The sequence below is a fragment of the Lacibacter sp. genome, assembly GCF_057361365.1.
Genome location: NZ_JBMQSG010000011.1, coordinates 334,928 through 355,395, shown reverse-complemented (window position 1 = coordinate 355,395; position 20,468 = coordinate 334,928). Strand labels below are relative to the sequence as shown.

General features: G+C 40.0%; 22 protein-coding genes. 9 read left to right on the top strand and 13 right to left on the bottom strand.

Going from position 1 to position 20,468, the window contains the following annotated elements; all coding sequences use genetic code 11:
- Positions 1 to 5: 5 nt before the first annotated feature.
- Together kefF and ACO1QW_RS10935 are read left to right on the top strand one after the other, a co-directional pair.
- The gene (kefF, locus tag ACO1QW_RS10940; RefSeq protein WP_486258432.1) at positions 6 to 614 is read left to right on the top strand and encodes a glutathione-regulated potassium-efflux system oxidoreductase KefF; all 609 of its coding nucleotides are present in this window, start codon (positions 6 to 8) and stop codon (positions 612 to 614) included.
- Positions 615 to 617: 3 nt separating this feature from the next.
- Positions 618 to 2,516 carry a monovalent cation:proton antiporter-2 (CPA2) family protein gene (locus ACO1QW_RS10935; RefSeq protein ID WP_486258431.1) on the top strand — a complete coding sequence of 633 codons (1,899 nt, stop codon included), beginning with the start codon at positions 618 to 620 and terminating at the stop codon, positions 2,514 to 2,516.
- Between the two features lie 66 nt (positions 2,517 to 2,582).
- Here ACO1QW_RS10935 and ACO1QW_RS10930 read toward each other — a convergent pair whose 3' ends face one another.
- Together ACO1QW_RS10930 and ACO1QW_RS10925 are read right to left on the bottom strand one after the other, a co-directional pair.
- A complete protein-coding gene (locus ACO1QW_RS10930; RefSeq protein WP_486258430.1) occupies positions 2,583 to 3,557 on the bottom strand; it encodes an L-threonylcarbamoyladenylate synthase in 975 nt (324 codons plus the stop codon).
- Between the two features lies 1 nt (position 3,558).
- Positions 3,559 to 4,533 carry an ion channel gene (locus ACO1QW_RS10925; protein WP_486258428.1) on the bottom strand — a complete coding sequence of 325 codons (975 nt, stop codon included), beginning with the start codon at positions 4,531 to 4,533 and terminating at the stop codon, positions 3,559 to 3,561.
- Positions 4,534 to 4,655: 122 nt separating this feature from the next.
- On the opposite strand from ACO1QW_RS10925, the gene ACO1QW_RS10920 reads away from it, so the two are divergent.
- Both ACO1QW_RS10920 and ACO1QW_RS10915 read left to right on the top strand, forming a co-directional pair.
- Entirely contained in the window at positions 4,656 to 5,978 is a 1,323-nt protein-coding gene (locus tag ACO1QW_RS10920) for a lipopolysaccharide biosynthesis protein (RefSeq protein WP_486258427.1), read from the top strand.
- Entirely contained in the window at positions 5,975 to 7,141 is a 1,167-nt protein-coding gene (locus ACO1QW_RS10915) for a glycosyltransferase (protein ID WP_486258425.1), read from the top strand. Before ACO1QW_RS10920 ends, ACO1QW_RS10915 begins: the two co-directional genes overlap by 4 nt.
- 1 nt (position 7,142) lies before the next feature.
- Here the strand turns inward: ACO1QW_RS10915 and ACO1QW_RS10910 are convergent, their stop codons facing one another.
- The 6 genes from ACO1QW_RS10910 to ACO1QW_RS10885 form a co-directional block, all read right to left on the bottom strand.
- On the bottom strand, positions 7,143 to 7,400 hold the full coding sequence (locus ACO1QW_RS10910) for an acyl-CoA-binding protein (protein WP_486258424.1): 258 nt from the start codon (positions 7,398 to 7,400) through the stop codon (positions 7,143 to 7,145).
- A 34-nt stretch (positions 7,401 to 7,434) separates the two neighbouring features.
- Positions 7,435 to 7,944: a GNAT family N-acetyltransferase gene (locus ACO1QW_RS10905; protein WP_486258422.1), complete on the bottom strand. Its 510-nt coding sequence runs from the start codon at positions 7,942 to 7,944 to the stop codon at positions 7,435 to 7,437.
- A gap of 25 nt (positions 7,945 to 7,969) precedes the next feature.
- A complete protein-coding gene (locus ACO1QW_RS10900) occupies positions 7,970 to 9,007 on the bottom strand; it encodes a nucleoid-associated protein (RefSeq protein WP_486258420.1) in 1,038 nt (345 codons plus the stop codon).
- A gap of 124 nt (positions 9,008 to 9,131) precedes the next feature.
- A complete protein-coding gene (locus ACO1QW_RS10895) occupies positions 9,132 to 10,580 on the bottom strand; it encodes an amidohydrolase (protein WP_486258418.1) in 1,449 nt (482 codons plus the stop codon).
- A gap of 71 nt (positions 10,581 to 10,651) precedes the next feature.
- Entirely contained in the window at positions 10,652 to 10,987 is a 336-nt protein-coding gene (locus ACO1QW_RS10890) for a hypothetical protein (protein ID WP_486258416.1), read from the bottom strand.
- A 39-nt stretch (positions 10,988 to 11,026) separates the two neighbouring features.
- A complete protein-coding gene (locus ACO1QW_RS10885) occupies positions 11,027 to 11,413 on the bottom strand; it encodes a ribosomal maturation YjgA family protein (protein ID WP_486258414.1) in 387 nt (128 codons plus the stop codon).
- Between the two features lie 253 nt (positions 11,414 to 11,666).
- Between ACO1QW_RS10885 and lepA the strand changes: the two genes are divergently transcribed.
- Positions 11,667 to 13,460: a translation elongation factor 4 gene (lepA, locus tag ACO1QW_RS10880; protein ID WP_486258412.1), complete on the top strand. Its 1,794-nt coding sequence runs from the start codon at positions 11,667 to 11,669 to the stop codon at positions 13,458 to 13,460.
- A 79-nt stretch (positions 13,461 to 13,539) separates the two neighbouring features.
- On the opposite strand, the gene ACO1QW_RS10875 is transcribed toward lepA, so the two are convergent.
- Positions 13,540 to 14,058 (bottom strand): hypothetical protein, encoded by a 519-nt coding sequence (locus ACO1QW_RS10875; protein WP_486258410.1) that lies wholly within the window; start codon positions 14,056 to 14,058, stop codon positions 13,540 to 13,542.
- A 72-nt stretch (positions 14,059 to 14,130) separates the two neighbouring features.
- Here ACO1QW_RS10875 and ACO1QW_RS10870 point away from each other — a divergent pair, with 72 nt between their 5' ends.
- The gene (locus tag ACO1QW_RS10870) at positions 14,131 to 14,511 is read left to right on the top strand and encodes a hypothetical protein (RefSeq protein WP_486258408.1); all 381 of its coding nucleotides are present in this window, start codon (positions 14,131 to 14,133) and stop codon (positions 14,509 to 14,511) included.
- 13 nt (positions 14,512 to 14,524) lie between these two features.
- On the opposite strand, the gene ACO1QW_RS10865 is transcribed toward ACO1QW_RS10870, so the two are convergent.
- Entirely contained in the window at positions 14,525 to 14,854 is a 330-nt protein-coding gene (locus tag ACO1QW_RS10865; RefSeq protein WP_486258406.1) for a cupin domain-containing protein, read from the bottom strand.
- A gap of 1 nt (position 14,855) precedes the next feature.
- Positions 14,856 to 16,190 (bottom strand): saccharopine dehydrogenase C-terminal domain-containing protein, encoded by a 1,335-nt coding sequence (locus tag ACO1QW_RS10860; protein WP_486258404.1) that lies wholly within the window; start codon positions 16,188 to 16,190, stop codon positions 14,856 to 14,858.
- A 142-nt stretch (positions 16,191 to 16,332) separates the two neighbouring features.
- Between ACO1QW_RS10860 and ACO1QW_RS10855 the strand changes: the two genes are divergently transcribed.
- Positions 16,333 to 17,322: a pyruvate dehydrogenase complex E1 component subunit beta gene (locus tag ACO1QW_RS10855; RefSeq protein WP_486258403.1), complete on the top strand. Its 990-nt coding sequence runs from the start codon at positions 16,333 to 16,335 to the stop codon at positions 17,320 to 17,322.
- Positions 17,323 to 17,802: 480 nt separating this feature from the next.
- Here the strand turns inward: ACO1QW_RS10855 and ACO1QW_RS10850 are convergent, their stop codons facing one another.
- Together ACO1QW_RS10850 and ACO1QW_RS10845 are read right to left on the bottom strand one after the other, a co-directional pair.
- Positions 17,803 to 18,243 carry a DUF4846 domain-containing protein gene (locus ACO1QW_RS10850; RefSeq protein ID WP_486258401.1) on the bottom strand — a complete coding sequence of 147 codons (441 nt, stop codon included), beginning with the start codon at positions 18,241 to 18,243 and terminating at the stop codon, positions 17,803 to 17,805.
- Positions 18,244 to 18,261: 18 nt separating this feature from the next.
- Positions 18,262 to 18,549 carry a DUF4846 domain-containing protein gene (locus tag ACO1QW_RS10845; protein WP_486258399.1) on the bottom strand — a complete coding sequence of 96 codons (288 nt, stop codon included), beginning with the start codon at positions 18,547 to 18,549 and terminating at the stop codon, positions 18,262 to 18,264.
- A 68-nt stretch (positions 18,550 to 18,617) separates the two neighbouring features.
- Between ACO1QW_RS10845 and ACO1QW_RS10840 the strand changes: the two genes are divergently transcribed.
- Together ACO1QW_RS10840 and ACO1QW_RS10835 are read left to right on the top strand one after the other, a co-directional pair.
- The gene (locus ACO1QW_RS10840; protein ID WP_486258397.1) at positions 18,618 to 19,781 is read left to right on the top strand and encodes a sigma-54-dependent transcriptional regulator; all 1,164 of its coding nucleotides are present in this window, start codon (positions 18,618 to 18,620) and stop codon (positions 19,779 to 19,781) included.
- Positions 19,778 to 20,428, top strand: coding sequence for an alpha/beta fold hydrolase (locus ACO1QW_RS10835; RefSeq protein WP_486258395.1), 651 nt, complete (start codon positions 19,778 to 19,780; stop codon positions 20,426 to 20,428). Before ACO1QW_RS10840 ends, ACO1QW_RS10835 begins: the two co-directional genes overlap by 4 nt.
- Positions 20,429 to 20,468: the final 40 nt, after the last annotated feature.

Genomic DNA, 20,468 nt, shown 5'->3' with positions numbered 1-20,468 from the left:
TTGCTATGGCAAAAGTTCTAATTCTCTTTGCACATCCTGCAATGGAAAAATCAAGAGTGCACAAAAGGCTTGTGGAACACATTCCAAGATCGCCTGATATACGTTTTCATGATCTGTATGAGCGTTATCCCGATTTTGATATCGATGTGCCTTATGAACAACGTTTACTGTTGCAGCATGATGTAGTGATCTTTCAACATCCGTTTTATTGGTACAGTTCGCCGGCAATTATTAAACAATGGCAGGATCTTGTGCTTGAACATGGGTGGGCTTATGGTACAGGTGGAAGGGCACTTGCCGGCAAAAAATTTATGCATGCGATCTCTGCCGGCGGTTCTAAAAATTCATACAGTTCTGAAGGAAGAAATAAATATTCACTTGCAGATTATATGTTGCCGTTTCAACAAACTGCTTATTTGTGCGATGTTGATTATCTTCCGCCGTTTGTAATACATGGCACGCATCGTTTACCCGAAACCGATATGGATTTGCATGCGTTGCAATATGAACAAATGTTGATTGCTCTCACGCAAGACCGAATCAGCAAGCCGGAAATTGAAAGCTGTATTTATATGAACGATCTTGTTCCTATTCCTAACGCAATTCAATCATAAGCCATGGACAATAATTCATTTCTTTTCCAGGCTATGGTTTATTTGGCCGCCGCTGTTATTATGGTGCCTCTTGCAAAGCGTTTAGGCCTTGGCTCTGTACTTGGCTATTTACTTGCGGGTATTTTAATTGGTCCAACAGTATTACAATTTATCGGAACGGAAGGGCAGGACCTAATGCACTCTGCTGAGTTCGGAGTAGTAATGATGTTATTTCTCATTGGACTGGAACTGGAGCCAGCATTGCTTTGGAAATTGCGGAAAGCAATACTGGGGTTAGGTGGCTTGCAGGTACTTATTACTTCCATTATTATTTCTGGCATTGCTTTATTTCTTGAATTGCCGTGGCAATCATGCCTGGCTATAGGTATGGCATTGGCATTAAGTTCAACAGCGTTGGTTTTGCAAACTCTGGCTGAAAAAGGAATCGATCGAACAACAGCCGGGCGAAGCGCCTTTGCTGTTTTGCTTTTCCAGGATATTGCAGTAATTCCAATGCTAGCGTTATTTCCGCTGCTTGCAATTGCGGGACTCACCAACAACGAAGTATCAACACATGATGCCGAAGCCTGGATCGAAAGTCATAGCGGCTGGATGCGTGCTTTAATTGTTTCCGGTGCTGTCATATCAATTATCATTGCCGGACGTTATATTATTCCGCCAATTTTTCGTTTGGTAGCTTCCACGCAGTTGCGTGAAATGTTTACAGCCACAGCATTGCTGTTGGTTGTCGGAATTGCTGTGCTTATGTCAACAGTGGGATTGAGCCCGGCATTGGGCACATTTCTTAGCGGCGTAGTGCTTGCAAACAGTGAATACAAACATGAGCTTGAAAGCGATATCGAACCATTTAAAGGATTGTTGCTTGGTTTGTTTTTTATTGCTGTTGGTGCATCTATCAATTTTGAATTGATCATGAATCAGCCCGTGTTGATCTTAGGGCTGGTATTGGCATTGATGTTTGTAAAAGCAGTTGTGCTGTTAGTACTGGGTAAAATTTTTAAACTCCGTGTTGATCAGAATATTATTTTTTCTTCTTCTTTATCGCAAGTAGGAGAGTTTGCATTTGTGCTGCTTAGTTTTTCATTGTCGGAAGGTATTGTTGAACGCCAATATGTAGAGATATTAATGGCGGTGACAGCTATCAGCATGGCACTTACACCCATTGCTTTTTTCCTGAATGAAAAAATTGTGCTTCCGTTTATTGATAAGCGTTTGGCGCTAAATGAATCAGAAAAGCAAGCTGATACAGTAAGTGAAAAAAATCCGGTGATCATTGCAGGCTTTGGTCATTTTGGAAATACGATCGGGCGTTTTTTACGTGCACATGGTGTAAATACAACGGTATTGGATATCGACAGTAATCGTGTTGAGTTTTTGCGCAAGATGGGCTTTAAAGTTTATTATGGCGATGCAAGTCGTTATGATATTTTATTGGCAGCAGGTGCAGCAGAAGCCAAGATGATCATTATTGCTGTAGATGATGCGGAGAAACGATTACAAATGATTGATACAATCAAAAAACATTTTCCCGATTTGCAAATGCTGGTGCGCAGCAGTACGAGGGAAGATACATACGACCAGATGAATGCAGGTATCCTGCACATTTATCGTGAAACGATTGATACGTCGTTGCGCATGGGAGTCGATGCGATGAAATTATTAGGGCATCGTTCTTATACGGCCCAACGCGCAGCACGAACATTTTTTCGTTATGATGAACAGAAGCTAAAAGATCTTTCAAAATTGCGAGATAATGAAAAGGAATACATCAACCAGGCAAGAGAATATATTGAAGAGTTAGAAGAGATCATCAAAGCCGATACCAAGCAACTCCACTTGGTAAAAGATTTTGGTTGGGATGAAGATAGTTTGATCGCCGATGAGAAAGTGAAGAGTGAATAAGTTCTAAGTTTTATATTAATTCGTTTCGCCTGACGCCTTGGTTTGACGGAACAAGTTTGCATTAAATCAACTTTTCATGCTATGCTGTGCTCTTTCTAACCGATCGTTCACTGCTTTTCCCAAACCCTCATCAGGCAATAATTCGGCTAGTATTACATCTGCATCAAGATTATCGGCTTCACGTAACACACGAAAAAGATTTTTTGCTGCTTCATTGGCATTGCCATCGGTTGATAAAACAAACTGATGTTCCTTTTTAACAGTCGGGGAATATTCTTTAAAATTGATAAGAATAATTTTTTTGCCTGCAAATTGTTGTTGCAGTTCAACTGTATTTCCTAAATACAAAGCTGTGTGCGTTGCATAATGACTTTTTAATTGTCCGGGCGCTGTTGGATTATCAGTAATCTTTTTATGATGCCTGATTTTCTTGCCGATGATATGTTCAATCTGTTCGACAGCAATACCACCTAAACGATATAATTCTAATTCATCTTCTTCATTCCATCCAACAATTGTCGATTCAACTCCCACACCGCATGCGCCACCATCAAGTATATAGGGAATTTTTCCATCCAAACCTTCGAGCACATGTACCGAAGTTGTTGGACTTACATAACCTGAAGGGTTTGCACTAGGTGCTGCAACCGGGAATGTGAGTTGAGAAAGTAGTTTCAATGTCAATGCATGATTAGGCACACGAATAGCCACTCTTTTACTACCTGCTGTTACAAGATCAGGAACGTTTTCTTTTTTGTTGAACAAAATGGTTAGTGGGCCAGGCCAAAAAGCGGTAGCTAATTGTTCCGCTTCTGCAGGGATATCTTTAATATATTCCTTTGCCTGTTCAAATGATGCCACGTGCATGATCAACGGATTAAACTGCGGTCGGTTCTTTGCTGCGTAAATTTTTAATACCGCATCTTCATGTAAAGCGTTTGCTGCAAGCCCGTACACTGTTTCAGTAGGTATTGCAACCAATTCGCCATTTGAAAGATAGTCAGCTGCTGTTGATATGTCTGCACCTATTTCTGTCTTCATCTTAAATGCTTACAGGTAATTTTTCTTCGTGATAACTATCTATCTTATCCATATGCAGCAAAGTTGTGCTTTTATCTTCGCTGGCCTCGTACATCATATTAAATTTCGCTCCGTAAATAAATTCGCTGGCAACGTATGAACTTCTGCTTACCACTGTGTTCGCATATTCTTCATCATAGCCTTTTACAAAGGCAAGTATCTCCGTTTCAGCTTCTTCAATTTCTTTTCTTGTAAGTTGGTAAAGCGGGCTGTTCTCATTTATTACATGCACAATCGTCCAGTTGCTGGCTAATGAGTTTGCTCTTGACAATTCGAGGTTAAGATTGTAAAAAGTATTCCTGCGTTCGTTGTCATTTTCTGTATATCGCATAACGCAGGTAACTTTTACTTCAACATCTGTTAAGAAATGTTGTTTAAATGGAGCAAAGCGAAACATTAATGCATAGCCATCTTTAAAGGGAGAGAACAAAGCAATGCTACTGTATTTAATATATGCTTTTGGTTGCGAAAACCGACCATAGATCAAGCCCGTTGCTAAGGCAAGCATTAAAATTCCCATGAACGATTCTATTGCCGCAATAGTGTTTGATGTAAGTGAATCGGGGAATACGTGTCCGTAGCCAACTGTTGAAAGTGTTTGCGTACTAAAGAAAAAAGCTTCCCAAAACTTACCAAGCACAGTTATTTCTTCCATACCACCCAAGTGATGCACACCTACAAAAAAATAAACGCATGCAAAAAATAGATTCACCACTGTATAAGCGATTGCGATGAATAAGATAAATTTCCACGATGGGATTTTAAGCATGTATTGAAAAACACTGAAACGCTGCAGGAGAGAGATACCACGGAAACGAACATTGGGTCGGCCATCTTTTTGAAAAAAGCGACCCCCGCTTTGCTTGCTGTTTACGCTAAGCCCGGTTTCTTTATTTTCTGTTGCCTTACGATTATGGCGGCTTCGGGATGATACCATGAGTCAAATATCAGTAAAACTACAGAAATGAATGCATCGCAGATTTGCCGCAGTTGTTAAAGGGCAAATATTGTTTTTTGTACAACCTATTCGCTATATATTTGAAACTGACTATCCTGAATATGAAACTTGCTACTGCACTTTCCAAGAGTATTTTATGGCGTGGGTTTTACTTTCTTTCGGTGATGTTACTCAATGTCCTGGTGGCAAGACACTTTCAATCGGATGGCAGCGGTCAGATCTACTACATTATAAACCTTCTTGCTTTTACGCTCATCATCATCAGCCTTTGTTTGGAAGCACCGATGGGCTACTACCTTTCGCAACAAAAATTAAATGAAACACAGCTGGCTTCTATTTCCATTTTATGGACTGTACTTATCATGTTGCCTGGTTGGTTCATTATACGTACCCTGGAAGTCCCAAAAGAAGGGTTGTTGCAATTGGAAGGTTTCCATCTGTCTGCTGTGGCTTTTTTAACTGGAAATTTACTCATCAGTTTTTTTATTTCTTTGTTTTACGCAAAAATGGATTTTGTATTGCCTAACCTGTTATTGGTGGCAGTTAACTTATTTCTGATTGTTTTTGTACCGAATAATGAATGGATGAGTAGTTTGATCAGCAATGAAAAGTATGTGCAGCTTTATTTTCTTGGTTTTTTTGCACAGGGTTTGTTGTTGATGATTGCTTTTCTTGTTCGTTATTTTAAAGTGGGTGATCTGAAACGAATTCCTGCTGAGCTTGTAAAGCCATTCACATCTTTTGCATTCATTGCCGTGGTTACAAACTCAATGACTTTTTTAATGTACAGGATTGATTATTGGTTTGTGAATAAATTTGTTGCAAACGATGCCGACCTGGGCAATTATATACAGGCATGTAAACTGGCCCAATTATTTTTTATTGTTCCGTCAATTCTTGCTGCGGTTGTTTTCCCGATGACAGCATCGGGAAGGAGGGAGGAGATGAATGAAAAAATGCAATTAATGTCACGTGGACTGATCTTATTTTACTGTATTGCCTGCGCAGGTTTGGTTCTGTGTGGTTACTGGTTGTTCCCGTTTGTGTTTGGCGAAACATTTAATAATATGTACTGGCCGTTTGTTTTACTGGTGCCTGCAATCCTTTCTTATTCGGTTATTCATTTGCTCGCAGCTTACTACAGCGGTAAAAAAGTACTAAGCGTAAATTTCAAAGGGAATCTCCTTGCATTGGTCATTATCGTAGGAGGTGATATGCTGGTGATCCCTTATTTTGGAATCAGGGGAGCTGCAGTGGTGAGCAGTGTTGGTTATATCTGTTACATGAGTTTTATTTTGCTGATGCATCGTAAAGAATATAATAGCAGCTTCGCTGATTTTTTATTCTTTCGGAAAAAAGACCGGCAGCTTTTTTATAAACTGTTGACAGAAAAAATATCTTCACGTAAATCGGAAGCTTCATGAAAGTATTATGGCTTTGCAGCTGGTATCCGCATTCTACTGATCCTTTTGATGGTGATTTTATTGAACGGCAGGCAAAGGCTTTATCATTGCACACAAAAGTTGATGTGATACATGTAGTGCAGAATGTCAATTTCCTTAAAGGTGAACTTACTCTGAGAAAAGAAGAAAATAGAAAAGATCAATTACATTCATCCGTTTATTTCATGCCCTTGCCAAAAACAACTATTGCATTTTGGCAAAAAATCCTATTTAATAATCAGTATCAAACTTTTTATAAAAAACTGATCAAAGATTATTTAGATAATAATGGCAAACCCGACCTTATTCATGTTCATGTTCCCGTAAAAGCTGGAGGAATTGCTATAAGAATTGGAAAGGAATACGAAATTCCATTTGTCGTTACTGAGCACAGTTCCGCCTACTTTCAACATATACCGGAAAACTATTTCAGCCGTAGCAGCTATTTCCGCTTTGTTACAAAAAGAACATTTGAAGAAGCATTGGCGGTAAGCTCTGTTTCTAATTGGTTACTTCAGCGTCTGAATTCGTTGTTCACGATCAAACAAACCAAACTAATACGCAACGTTGTTGATACAAATGTTTTTTATCCGTCAGAAATCACCAATAGGATTAAACGGTTTATTCACGTGTCAATGATGCATCCTTTGAAAAATGTGCAGGGAATTTTGCAGGCACTTGCTTTATTAAAAAAGAAAACAGCTGATTGGGAAATGTTGTTTGTTGGTCCTGTATTAAAGGAAAATGTAGAGTTGGCTGTGCGAATTGGTGTTGCTGAGAATGTCAGCTGGAGAGGGGCGTTATCCTACAACGAAGTTGCTGCATGTGTTCGTTCGGCCGATGCGCTTGTTCATTTTAGTCATTATGAAAATCTGCCTTGTGTTATCAACGAAGCTTTATGTTGTGGACTTCCCGTTATTTCATCCAATGTGGGCGGTATTTCAGAATTGGTCAATTCAACAAACGGAGTATTAATAGCCCCGGGCGATATAAATGCCTTAACAAATGCCATGCATGATTTTCTTCAACAAAAAACAAACTATAATAAAAAAGAAATAGCTGCATCGGCAGCTAATCATTTTAATCAAAATACTATCGGTAAACAATTGCAGGATTGGTACCAGGAAATGCTCGCTAAAAAATAAATCAGGATTTCAATTTTGCAACAAGTTCAACATATTCATGCATAGCCGTTTCTTTGCTCTTGCCTTTTATTGCTTCCCATGCTTCGTATTTGGCTTTGGCAACAAAATCAAAGGGATTGGTAGGAGCGTCAACATTTACATCACCTTCGCTGGCTTGCTTGTACAGTGAATAAAGTTGCAGCAGTGTGTCGTTGCTTGGTTTTTCGCTGAGTTCTTTACTGTCGGCCACTGCCTGTTCAAATTGTTGATGTAGATCCATAAGTTGTAAGTTTTTACGAAAATAGGTGAATCTCCTAAATATTTTTTTCCAAAATTATGAATTCGAGCTTTTGCAGGTGCTTACCTGTAACCTCATCCTGTTCAAAGGCTTTACGCTCACCTGTTTCGGAATAACCGTGCCGCTTGTACCAATCGATTAATTCTTTGCGAACTGATACTACCGACATATAAATAGTTGCAACACCAACTTCTTTTGCATACCCATCAGCAGCTTTTAATAGTTGTTTACCGATGCCGCCGCCTTGCAATGCTGGTGAAACAGCAAACATTCCAAGATATAAACCACGGTCATGTTCCTGCAGGTTTACAGTTCCAATGATCTTATTTTTTTCATCGGTATATTTCAGGATAACGCTGCCGGGTTCGTTCATCACTTTGTTAACAGAGGCCATATCTGTTCGTTGGTCGCCAGCAATAAGATCGGCTTCTGTCGTCCAACCTTGTTTCGAACTTTCACCACGGTAAGCACTGTTGAGTAAAGCAACAATTTGTGGAATATCTTCTAAAGTGGCTTTTGAAATCATACAAAGAATTTTACGACCTGTAAATTTACATTTCCTCGTCGAAGTAAATTTTATAAAATCTTTTTCCTGTTATCTCATCATAGCCTTGCTCAATCAACTCCCTGTTGCCATGAATGTAAATATGAAAATTACGATCAAGCTTTATTACACTTTTAAATACCCTTGCCTGTTTTTTTACCGCAGAAGCGGAGATGGTAAAAGAGTCAGCAATTTCAATATTATGTTCGTGCAGGTAACTTGATCCGAACTGCTGAAAAGATTCGATTAGTTCCGGTTCCTGAAATACTGCTTCCTGGAAATTATTGATATTAAAATTTTCGTTCTCTTTAAAGTAGGCAACCGATTTGTTGAGCAATCCCGCCTGGTCGGCCTTAGAAGTTTCAAAGGAAGCTGGCATATTGTTCACTATAAATTCTTTTGCAACGGATAAAAAGTTTTTAGTGAATGCAAAACTGTCAGCACATTCTTTTACGTTCAAAAAATTTTCTTTCCAGTAAATTGCTTCGTTGCCTTTGTTGGTATGATCGGTCAGGAACAAACGATAACCATCTTGTAATTCTGTATTAAGTATTACACAGGCTTTATCGGCTTTATTAGGATCTAGTCCTTGCTGCGATCGTATTTCAAGTTGATCCCGCATAAGGTCAACAAGGAGAAAATCTTTTTTGTTTTCTGCTTTAATGAGAATGATTCCGTCAACAATATTATTATCGAACTGCAGATTTTTAAAATAAGCTGTAAATAATTCGCCCGGTTTTATTCCCGGATGTGAGCTGGCAGCTGCAAGATGTTTTGCAATGGCTATAGATTGTTCATGTAAATTATTCGGCTTTTGAAATATGGCTTTGCAGTAGGCATACATTTCGTTGTACTTCAAATCCGTTTCATGTGCAAACTGGTATTGCTGTTCATCTTTAAAAGCAGATAAAAAGAATTTGCTCAGCAGGTCACGCAGGTCAGCATCTGCCAATGAAAAACCTTCTTCTGTTAAAACCGTTTGACCTTCCTTTTCGATATAATGTACGGAAAGTGCCTCAAGACTTGAATCAGTGAATGTAAACATGAACGACAATTAACTAAAAGGCCGCAAGATAAATGAATGTCGAGAATGAGATGTAGATAAGTATGCCATTCCTATATACGTGTTTTATTCAATCAGAAAGTAAAACAGGTATGGCATAGTTTGGTTAGTCCCTGTAATTCAGCGCAGGCTTACGATCACCCAATAATGCTTTGTATTGATAAGTACCAAGCTGTTGTTTAAATTCTACTTTAGCTTTTTCAATCAATTCCGGGTGAAGAAATAAATCAATTGCAGTCATCGCCATTGTCTTGGCCGATACCATCATTCCTTTTGTGCCAATCTCTGTGCCACCACATGCAACTGCCTGCCAGCTGTGTGCAGCTGTTCCAGGCACCCATGTTGCAGAGCGTAAACCAACAGTTGGTACAGCATAGCTCACATCGCCCACATCAGTGCTGCCACCTCCAGCATCCATTTCTATTTTCAATGGTTTTACAACGCTGGCATTGGCAACAGGAGGAGCAGGGAAACCAAATGTTGTTTGAATTTTATTAGCAAATTCAACTTCAGCAGATGTGTATTGCACACCGCCTGTTTTGTATAAATTCTTTTGCATTACTTCGGCAAGGGTTCTGTTCAATAACAGATCGTGCGTGCCGCCTATCATTTCAAATTCCATTTTTGTTTCTGTGCCAAGTCCTGCACCGTTCGCCGCATTTACAACACGATTGAAAATGCTTTGCACCTGGTCACGTTTTGGGTGACGTACATAGTAATACACTTCTGCATAATCAGGAATAACGTTTGGTGCTTTCCCTCCGTTTGTAATTACATAATGAATGCGTGTTTCCTGTGGAATATGTTCACGCATCATGTTTACCATATTGTTCATTGCTTCAACACCATCCAATGCAGAGCGACCCCGTTCAGGTGATGCTGCTGCATGCGCAGAAATTCCACGGAAACGAAATTTAGCACTCATATTTGCCAAAGCACTTGTCATGGTTACACTATTATCATTACCGGGATGCCAGTGAATAGCCACATCAACATCTTTAAATAATCCCGCTCTCACCAAATACACTTTACCACTGCCGCCTTCTTCTGCAGGGCAACCAAATACTTTAATAGTGCCGGTGAACTTTTTTTCTTCAATTAGTTTTTTAATGGCGATACCTGATGCCACTGATGCGACTCCAAACAAATGATGTCCGCATGCATGACCTGCATCTTTGCCTGCGCTTATTTTTTCAGGTGCGTTTGTTTGTGATAATCCTGGTAACGCATCAAACTCAGCAAGAATAGCGATAACAGGTGAACCGCTGCCGTATGTGGCAACAAATGCAGTTGGTATGCCTGCAACACCGGCTTCTACATTAAAGCCATTTTCTTTTAAGGTTTGTTGCAATAGTGCGCTACTCTTCACTTCTTTATAACCCACTTCGGCGTAATCCCAAATCTGCAAAGCCATGGTTTTGTATTGCTCGTAGTTCGACTGAATAGAAGTTGAAGCCAGTGTCTTTAACTGATCATCTTTTGTAACAATGGACATCTTTTGTGCCTGTGCAAATGCGAACAGAAACAGGGCGGTAGTTAATAAAACGCTTCTCATGCTGATGTGATTTTTTTGAAAGGCCGGAAGATAAGGAGCAATCGCTACATAAAGTCTGCAGTGGGGGGTATTTAACTCATAAGATCGATCAGGCCTTTAAAAACCAAAATGATTCCAATAATGGTAAGACCGTATAAAGCAAAGTTGAAATCGTTGTTATTGGTAAATTGAAGTACGGCAAATAAGAAACCGGTTGTTAACAGGAACACACCAATGCCACAGTAAATAAACGCCGCATTGCGTTTTTTTTCAAGCCGGTTCTTTTTCCATTCGTTAAAATATTGTTGTGCTGCATCGCCAGCCAACCCTTTTTCAAGTAATCGTTTAAGAATTTCTTCACTGTTGAAGCCCTGTTGCTTTAACGTGGAGATGTGCAGAAATACATCCTGTGGTTGGGTTGGGTTCATGAATGGCAAGTTTTAAGGAAGATAGAAATTTTCGGCGATTCAGTTAAAAGTTGCATTACCTTTTTTTATCCATTCTGCAGCTAGTATCAACGCAATGCCACCGGTATAGGCAAGTATATCTTTCCATTCAAAAGAGGAGCCGAGGATGAGGCGGGCAACTTTTGAATCCTGCAAGCCCAGTTTCTGCACAAGGTTGAAATATTGCGAAGCTTCAACTGCAAAAGCAATGAGTAAAACAGCAATTGCCGTTTTTATGATAGAAGCTGCAAAGAAAGACTTGATAAAACAGTAAATTAGAATTACCACCAAAAGGTCTCCTATATAGGGCCGGATGATGGGATCGTTTAAATAAAGGGCGATGATAATTTCTGTGACTAGAAGAACAACGAAGCCAATGAAATATTTGAAGCTGAATTGAAGTTTCATTCATGTAATGTTAAGAGGATTGCTTGAATCTTTAGTTCTAAAAAAAAGATAATGCAGATTTATCCCTGAGCCACTGAAGGCAGGAAGGTGACTTGCCGTACAATAGTACAAGAGTGCGACGCAACTGCTGCTCCACAATGCTCAACAACCCGCTACCAAATCGGCTTTCTTGTCTTTATCCCCACCTCTGATGCATCGCTTTCCGCACGCCTAATTCACCTATCTTTGCCGCCTTGAAATTGAAGGAGAATTAATGAAGAATATCAGAAATTTTTGCATCATTGCGCATATCGACCACGGAAAAAGTACCTTGGCAGATCGTTTATTACAAAGTACCGGCACCATCAGCGACCGTGATATGATGGACCAGGTGTTGGACGACATGGATCTTGAGCGTGAAAAAGGCATCACGATTAAAAGTCATGCGATCCAGATCAACTATAAACACAAAGATGGCCAGGAATACATCCTGAACCTCATCGATACTCCCGGTCATGTGGATTTTAGCTATGAAGTGAGTCGTGCTCTTGCAGCCTGTGAAGGTGCTTTGTTACTGGTTGATGCGGCACAAGGTATCCAGGCGCAAACAATTTCAAATCTTTACCTCGCTATTGACAACGACCTCGAGATCATTCCCGTAATCAACAAAATTGATATGGATGGTGCGATGATCGAGGAAGTGAAAGACCAGATCGTTGAATTGATCGGTTGTAAACCAGAAGAGATATTATTAGCCAGTGGCCGTGCAGGCATTGGCATTGAAGAGATATTAGAAGCCATTGTAACCCGTATTCCTGCTCCTGTAGGTAAGCCCGATGAACCATTGCAGGCGCTCATCTTTGATAGTGTGTTCAACAGTTTTCGTGGTGTGATCGTGTATTACAGAATCCTCAACGGAAAGATCCGCAAAGGAGATAAGGTGAAGTTTGTTAGTACCGACCAGGAATATGAAGCCACCGAGATCGGCATTTTGAAACTGAAGATGACGGAGAAAAAAGAAGTGACTTGTGGTGACGTAGGTTATATCATTACCGGCGTAAAAAATGCAAAAGAGGTGAAAGTGGGGGATACTATTACACTGGCATCGAACCCCACACAAGAGCCAATTAAAGGTTTCCAGGAAGTGAAGCCGATGGTATTTGCCGGTATATTCCCTGTAGTTACTGAAGACTTTGAAGAGCTACGTGATTGCATGGATAAACTGCAGTTGAACGATGCTTCACTCACCTTTGAACTGGAAACATCCCAAGCGCTTGGCTTTGGTTTCCGTTGCGGCTTTCTCGGTTTGCTGCACATGGAAATTATCCAGGAGCGTTTGGAAAGAGAGTACAACCAAACAGTAATTACTACTGTACCCAACGTGAGTTTTATTGCCTACACTACTCGTGGTGAAAAGATACAGGTGAACAATCCTACTCAAATGCCTGAACCAACGGCAATGGACAGGATTGAAGAGCCTTTCATTAAAGCACAGATCATCACCAAGCCCGATTATATTGGTAATATCATGACGCTTTGTTTGGGCAAGCGTGGTATCCTCATCAACCAAAGTTATTTAACACCAACCCGTGTTGAGTTGATTTTTGAAATGCCGTTGACAGAGATCGTGTTTGATTTTTATGATAAACTGAAATCACAAACCCGTGGTTATGCATCATTCGATTATCATCCGATTGGTTACCGTGATGCTGATATCATTAAAATGGATGTGCTGTTGAATGGTGATAAAGTGGATGCATTAAGTGCACTGATCCACCGCAGCCGTGCACAGGATTTTGGCCGTAAGCTTTGCGAAAAGCTGAAGGAGTTAGTTCCCCGTCAGCAGTTCCAGATCGCTATACAGGCGGCTATTGGTGCAAAGGTTGTTGCCCGTGAAACCATAAGTGCCATGCGTAAAGATGTTACTGCAAAATGTTATGGTGGTGATATCAGCCGTAAACGTAAGCTTCTTGAAAAGCAGAAAGAAGGTAAAAAACGCATGCGCCAGATCGGTAACGTTGAAGTACCGCAGGAAGCATTCTTAGCGGTATTGAAGCTGGATGATTAATTCTTAAGCAACTAAATTAAACTTGATTATGATAGTATAAGCACAATGAAAAGCATTGTGCTTTTTTGTATAGTTACTTTTAGAAAATTAGCCGGGTTCGAAATAACAGTTTCGACTTTTTATCATCCAATAGTTCAACCACTTCAATTTCTCTTATTGATGAGGAATAATTAAATCGCACAGGGATTTCCGTTTGCACCAACTGAATTTTTCTTGTTTCAAATTCATTCCTATCGTTTGGCAGCTCAACATCCTGAATATGTGGATCGTTGAGGGTGATGGAATCTATTCGTTTGCCCTTTTCATTTAACAGTGAAATTTGCCAATTACCGGGTTTTAATTCAATCTCATTCCAGTTGTCAATATTCCCATTTGTTAATCGCTGTTGAATAATTTTCATTGTCGGATTACCTGTAACCGAATCGATGACTGATTCAATTATAAAGTAAATTACCTGTGGGTTATTAGTTGTTGTTTTTTCTTTATTTGAGGAAGCAGTCAATGCCTGTTTTCTATTGCAGTTACTGTTAACCGAAAGCAGAAAAAAGCAAAGAAGTAATTGTAAAAAGAAAGTATATTTATAATATGGCGCTTTCATGCGGCATGGAATTAAGTAACCGTGTAAAAATACTGTATTCACCACATTGTTTACCCAAACAAAGTTTATACTATGAGCGATTTTACACTTAATAGAGAACCCGACTTGGTAGTGACCGCCCGTTTTATTGAAAAGGGAGATGATGCTCCTTTATATGGCGAAGACTACACCGTTAGGTTATACGACCGTGATATTGCAGATGATGATTTTTTAGGCGAAAGCAGGTTAGATGCGAGTGGCCATATTCGCATTGCATTTGCTCATGATGCATTCGTTAACGATGCGGCATTTAATGAAGCAAGACCAGATTTTTATTTTATGATTATGAAAAATGGTCAGCCGGTTTATACTACCAAAGTGTTGGAAGAACTAAGTATTGAAGACTTACAGCAATTCAGAATGGGAGAGGGTGATGTAGTTGACCTTGGAAGTTTTCTGGTAGATGTAAAGTAAAGTTTGCTTTTAACTATAATTTTTCTCCACCTTCTGTGCCATAGAATATTACCCATGTTGCAAAATCTGCACTGAAATCTTCGAAGTGATGTTCTATGCCTGCAGGAACAAACAGCAGGTCGCCGGTTTTGCAATTACAATCAGTTCCGTTTATGAAAAAGCGGCTGGTGCCTGATGCAATGAGATAAATTTCATCCTGGCTGTGCGGTTGTTGCGTGTCTTTAATAAGTGGTGCAAAATATTCAACACGCATAGTTCCGTGTTTCATCAATTCAACAAACGGAAGCGTTTTTTCACTTTGCAATTGAGCAACCGCATCATCCAAAGCAATTTTATATTGCATATCAATTTCTATATTCCTTAAAAATTATATTATTCTGTTTTAACTCTTCAAGCACCGGGCCATAAATTTCTCTATGTGTTGGTATGTGCAGTCCTTTCAATTTTATTTTTTCTTCGAGTATCAGTTTTGCTGCAATGCCCAGCGGCAAACCTACTGTTTTTGCCATAGCTGTTCGCAGGTTGTCTTCACCTTTCACCACTAAACTGCTATTGATTGTTTTTGTTTCCGTATTCAGCTCGTATTCTATTTCATGAAGCATAACAATCATGTCTTTGTCATGGGGTTGCAATGCAAGTTTTTGTTCAATTTTATGCTGCAGAATATCAGCGCTGCATTTTACCGTTACAGGCAAAGCATCTTCTTTTTCTAATTCTAAAAATGAAAATTGCTCAAGAATAATGTCATGATCAGCTTCTTTTACATATAATTCAAGATACATGCGCAGACTTAAATCTTTCCCTTCAATTTGCCGAAGCTTTAGTGTAAACCAATCATTGTACGTTTTGCATTTACTTACAAGGGCTTCATCAGTTTCATTGGTAAGATCAAGATCAACCATTACATCCCAGCCTTTGCAAAAATCAGCATAACGCAATGTCGTTCGAATAAAGGTGCTGCAGTTTTCTAATCCATACAGCGGCATATAACTTAACGAATCACGGTTGGGATACCAGGCAAATGCGGGCAGATCATCCATCTTAATTTCCTTACAGTTTTCAAAAACCTCGTTGTAGGTTCTTTGTACAAGTTGATTATTTTCTTTGTAAGCTGCACCGGCCGATCCGGCCATTACAATATTGCGTGGATTCCAGCTTATTTTATAATGCCAGGGGTTGTCATCACTTTCGGGAGCAACCAATCCGCCACAGTGAGATTTAAATGAAGTGATAGTTCCGCCTTGTGCTCTTATTTCATCAAACAATTGCATGGCGCTCATATGGTCAATTCCGGGATCAAGCCCCATCTCACATAGAAACAATAATTCTTTACTTTTTATCTCTGCTTCAAGATTTTTAATAGCATCATCAACATACGATGCGTTTAACAGGTTTCTCCCTAGGGCCACACAATCTTTCAGCACGTGTATATGCAGGAAGGGAGGTAATAGGGAAATTACAATGTCAGCCGACTCAATAAGCATTCTGAGTTCATCTGCATCCGTTACATTTACTCCAATTGCTTCGGTGTTAGTAGCATTCGCCAGCTTTGCATTGGCTTGTTCAACATTAGCATCTGCTACTACCAGTTTCCAGTTCTTTTCGCTAACAGTTGTTTTCAGATAATCAATTAAAACTGTTGCAGATTTACCTGCGCCAAATACAAGAATCGTTTTCAATCAAAATGAATTTAAGAACGATAAAGTAAGGTGAGAATTTGCATATAACCATGTTGATTTTGTTGGCTGAATCAGTTTTGGGTTTTTGGCCTTCTATCAATAAATTTGCGCTCCCGAGAACTATCGGGGTTAAAAACAATCTATGTCAATGAGAACAATTGCCATGCGTGAAGCCCTGCGGGAAGCAATGCAGGAAGAAATGCGCAGAGATGAGAAAGTGTTTTTGCTGGGTGAAGAAGTTGCAGAATACAACGGAGCCTACAAAGTTAGCCAGGGTATGCTTGATGAGTTTGGTGAAAAACGTGTAATTGACACGCCCATTTCTGAACTTGGATTTGCTGCTGTTGCAGTTGGTGCTGCACAGAATGGTTTACGTCCGATAGTTGAATTTATGACCTGGAACTTTGCTGCATTAGCATTGGACCAGATCCTTAATACTGCTTCCAAAATGCTTGCAATGAGCGGTGGACAAGTAGGTTGTCCGATCGTTTTCCGTGGACCAAATGGTTCTGCCGGTCAGTTGGGTGCTCAGCATTCAACGGCTTTTGAAAGCTATTATGCCAATATTCCTGGTTTGAAAGTGATTTCTCCTTCTAATCCATATGATGCAAAGGGCCTATTAAAAGCTGCTATTCGTGATAACGACCCGGTTGTTTTCATGGAATGTGAGGTGTGTTATGGCGATAAAGGCGATGTACCGGAAGGTGAATACCTTGTTGAAATTGGCAAGGCAGATGTAAAGCGTCCAGGTCGTGATGTTACAATTGTTTCTTACAATAAGATGATGAAAGTAGCTCTTAATGCTGCGGAAGAATTGGCAAAAGAAGGTATTGAAGCTGAAGTGATCGATCTGCGTACCATCCGTCCATTGGATTGGTTCACAATCCTTGAAAGCGTGAAGAAAACAAATCGCCTGGTGATTGTGGAAGAACAGTGGCCTTTCGCTTCAATTTCATCTGAAATTGCCTATCGCATTCAGAAAGAAGGGTTTGACTATCTCGATGCACCCATCCGTCGAATCACAAGTGCTGATGCACCTATGCATTATGCGCCAACATTAGTGGGCGGATATCTTCCCGATGTACCACGTACAGTGAAGCTGGTTAAGGAAGTAATGTACATGAAGAAGTAATGAATTCTAAATAAATGCTTTAAAGCCGGTCAGTTTGATCGGCTTTTTGCATTAAGGCACAAATAAATGCCCGTTTAATTTTTTATTCAAAAGAATTGCAGCATATTTGCCACGGTTTTTCATAGGATATTGGATTTTAAACGAAGCTGGATTTCTATCCGGCTTTCTTTTTTTTCGGAACATGGGAGAGTCAGCCGCATTGCGGAAATACTAAAAAGTGGAAGCAAGGCTCATTACGGCATAAGTCCTTCAACAAAAAGCCGAAGGGTACTTAGAAGTAACCAAACGAAACCGTAAGTGATGAAAACCAGTGAAAGGCCTAATGCTGAAATTTTTACAGCAATCTTCCAGGCCGGCTGCGTAGAAATTGAACTCAACTTCATAGGGATTGGTTTTGGTACGTATCAAAAGTAATCATCATCCAAATCAAAAACAATCGGAGAAAACCTCTATTTTCTTTCGGTAATTACCGAAGCTGCACTAACGCCAGGTACGTAGCTCGGTTGCGTAGAATGTCCATTCAGGGGTTGCTATTGTTTCAGCTGAAGATATTCGATACCATGGGCTTAGATGTTTATCACTAAAATTTTGCAGCACATGAATGTCTTGGGCGGGCATGTAACTTTGGGCCAGCAGGAAGATAAGCTCGCCGGAGGATTTGTGGCGTGCAAAGTCCATCACAATTATTGCATGCCCCGGAGATTCGCCCTTGATGAGCACATCACCTGCCGTTAAATTGGTCCACTCTTTTTGTTTCAACTCTTTTTCAAGTGAAAGAGTGCCGCACATGCCAAACACAGTTTCGAGGTAGGCTTGCCATCCCCGGTTTTTGAATTGATCCCAACAATATTTCTTACCAGTATCATCCGAAAAGCAAATTGACTGTTGCTGTTGCTTCAAAAACTCAGCACGCAGGCGCATTACTGCATCGGCACATTGTTAAAGATCTTTGTTACCTATCGAAATATTTAGGACAGCATATTGAGCTGATTGATTGTGTTTCTTCTGACCATTGAAGAGATAAACAGTCTTGTCGGTTCGTAGGGGTTGATCACGCAAAAAATTACCGAAATCGTTTTTGGGTAAGTATACTCTTTCATAACCATGGGGCAACGGAATTTCTTTCACGTGCTTAATTAAACTGTTATTGTTTAAGCTATCGTTTGTAGAGAAAGCAGGTGTTGCAATGAAACAAACAACTAGAAAGAAAAAAGAAGCTGCACACATACTTGCATGGTTTTTGGTTAGCTTTGAAGCAATTCGAAAAAAATTCCATAAAAGAATAAGTTAAACCAATGAGCCACATATTAATTATCGACGATGAGAAAGCAATCAGGAAGACTTTAGGTGAAATCCTCTCTTATGAAGGATATAAAATTGATGATGCAGAGAATGGTGATGAAGGGCTTAGAAAAATTAAAGAGAAAGCATATGATGTTGTGTTGTGCGATATCAAAATGCCAAAAGTAGATGGTCTTGAATTTTTAGAGAAAGCAAAAGAGATAAACCCAGATGTTCCCATCATCATGATCTCAGGTCATGGTACTATTGAAACAGCTGTAGAAGCGGTGAAGAAAGGTGCCTTCGATTACGTGGCAAAACCACCAGACTTAAATCGCTTGCTTATTACTATCCGTAATGCTATGGATAAGCAAACCCTTGTTACCGAAACAAAGGTTCTGAAGCGTAAGGTGAGCAAAGTGCAGGAGATGATCGGTGAAAGCACTGCATTGAAAAAGATCAAAGACACAATAGATAAAGTGGCGCCAACCGATGCACGTGTATTGATCACGGGTGAAAATGGTTCAGGTAAAGAATTAGTGGCAAGATGGATGCATGAAAAAAGCAACAGGGCCGGTGGGCCCATCATTGAAGTGAACTGTGCGGCTATTCCAAGTGAGTTGATCGAAAGTGAATTGTTTGGTCATGAGAAAGGATCGTTTACATCGGCCATTAAACAACGCATAGGAAAGTTTGAACAGGCAAATGGCGGTACATTGTTTCTTGATGAAATAGGCGATATGAGCTTAACGGCACAAGCGAAAGTGCTACGTGCGTTACAGGAAAGCAAGATTACACGTGTTGGTGGCGAGAAAGATATTACGGTTGATGTGCGTGTGATAGCAGCAACAAACAAAGACCTTTTGAAAGAAGTGGAAGCAAAAAATTTCCGCCTTGATCTTTACCATCGTTTAAGCGTTATTATTATTCATGTTCCTTCATTGAACGAACGAAAAGAAGATATCCCGTTATTGGCCGATCATTTTCTGCAACAGGTGGCTGACGATTACGGACAAACGAAAAAGGGTATCGACAAGAAAGCCGTAGAAGCCTTACAAAAACATAACTGGAGCGGAAACATCCGTGAGTTCAGGAATGTGATGGAACGTTTGGTTATCCTTTCAGGTAAAGTGATCTCTGAAGAAGACGTTTACAATTTTGTGATCCCAAGGGCATGAGCCAATTAATTTATTGCATCAGTGGATTAGGAGCTGATGAACGGGCATTCTCCCGTCTTCAGCTGCCGGGCTATGAACTGCATTTTATCCGCTGGATAGATCCCCAAACAAACGAGTCGTTTGCAGATTATGCCAAACGGATGAGCCAATTTATTACCGAACCAGAACCGATCATTATTGGTTTGTCGTTTGGCGGTATGCTCGCTATTGAACTCACGAAACTGATGATAGTAAAAAAGCTCATTCTTATTTCATCTGTTAAAACCAGGAGCGAAGAACCATGGTGGATGCGAACATCCGGCAAGTTGAAACTGCACCAACTCATCAGGCCAAAACCGCATCCATTACTCTATCCAATTGAAAATTATTTCCTCGGCACACATTCAAAAGCTGAGAAAAAATTGGCCAACCATTTCCGTGAAACTGTTAATAAAGTCTATCTCCAATGGGCCATTCACCAAATTGTAAACTGGAGCAATGTAACAATTCCGTCCAATTGCCTACATATTCATGGAAATGCCGATAAACTGTTTCCGCTGCGAAATATAAAAGCCGATCATGTGATTGATAAAGGCGGGCATTTTATGGTATTTAATAAAGCAGAAGAGATCAGTCGTATTATTTCCGAAGAGTTGCAGCGGAGTTAATACATCCAGAATATTTCAAGGGTGGTTCGGGCTGCAAAAC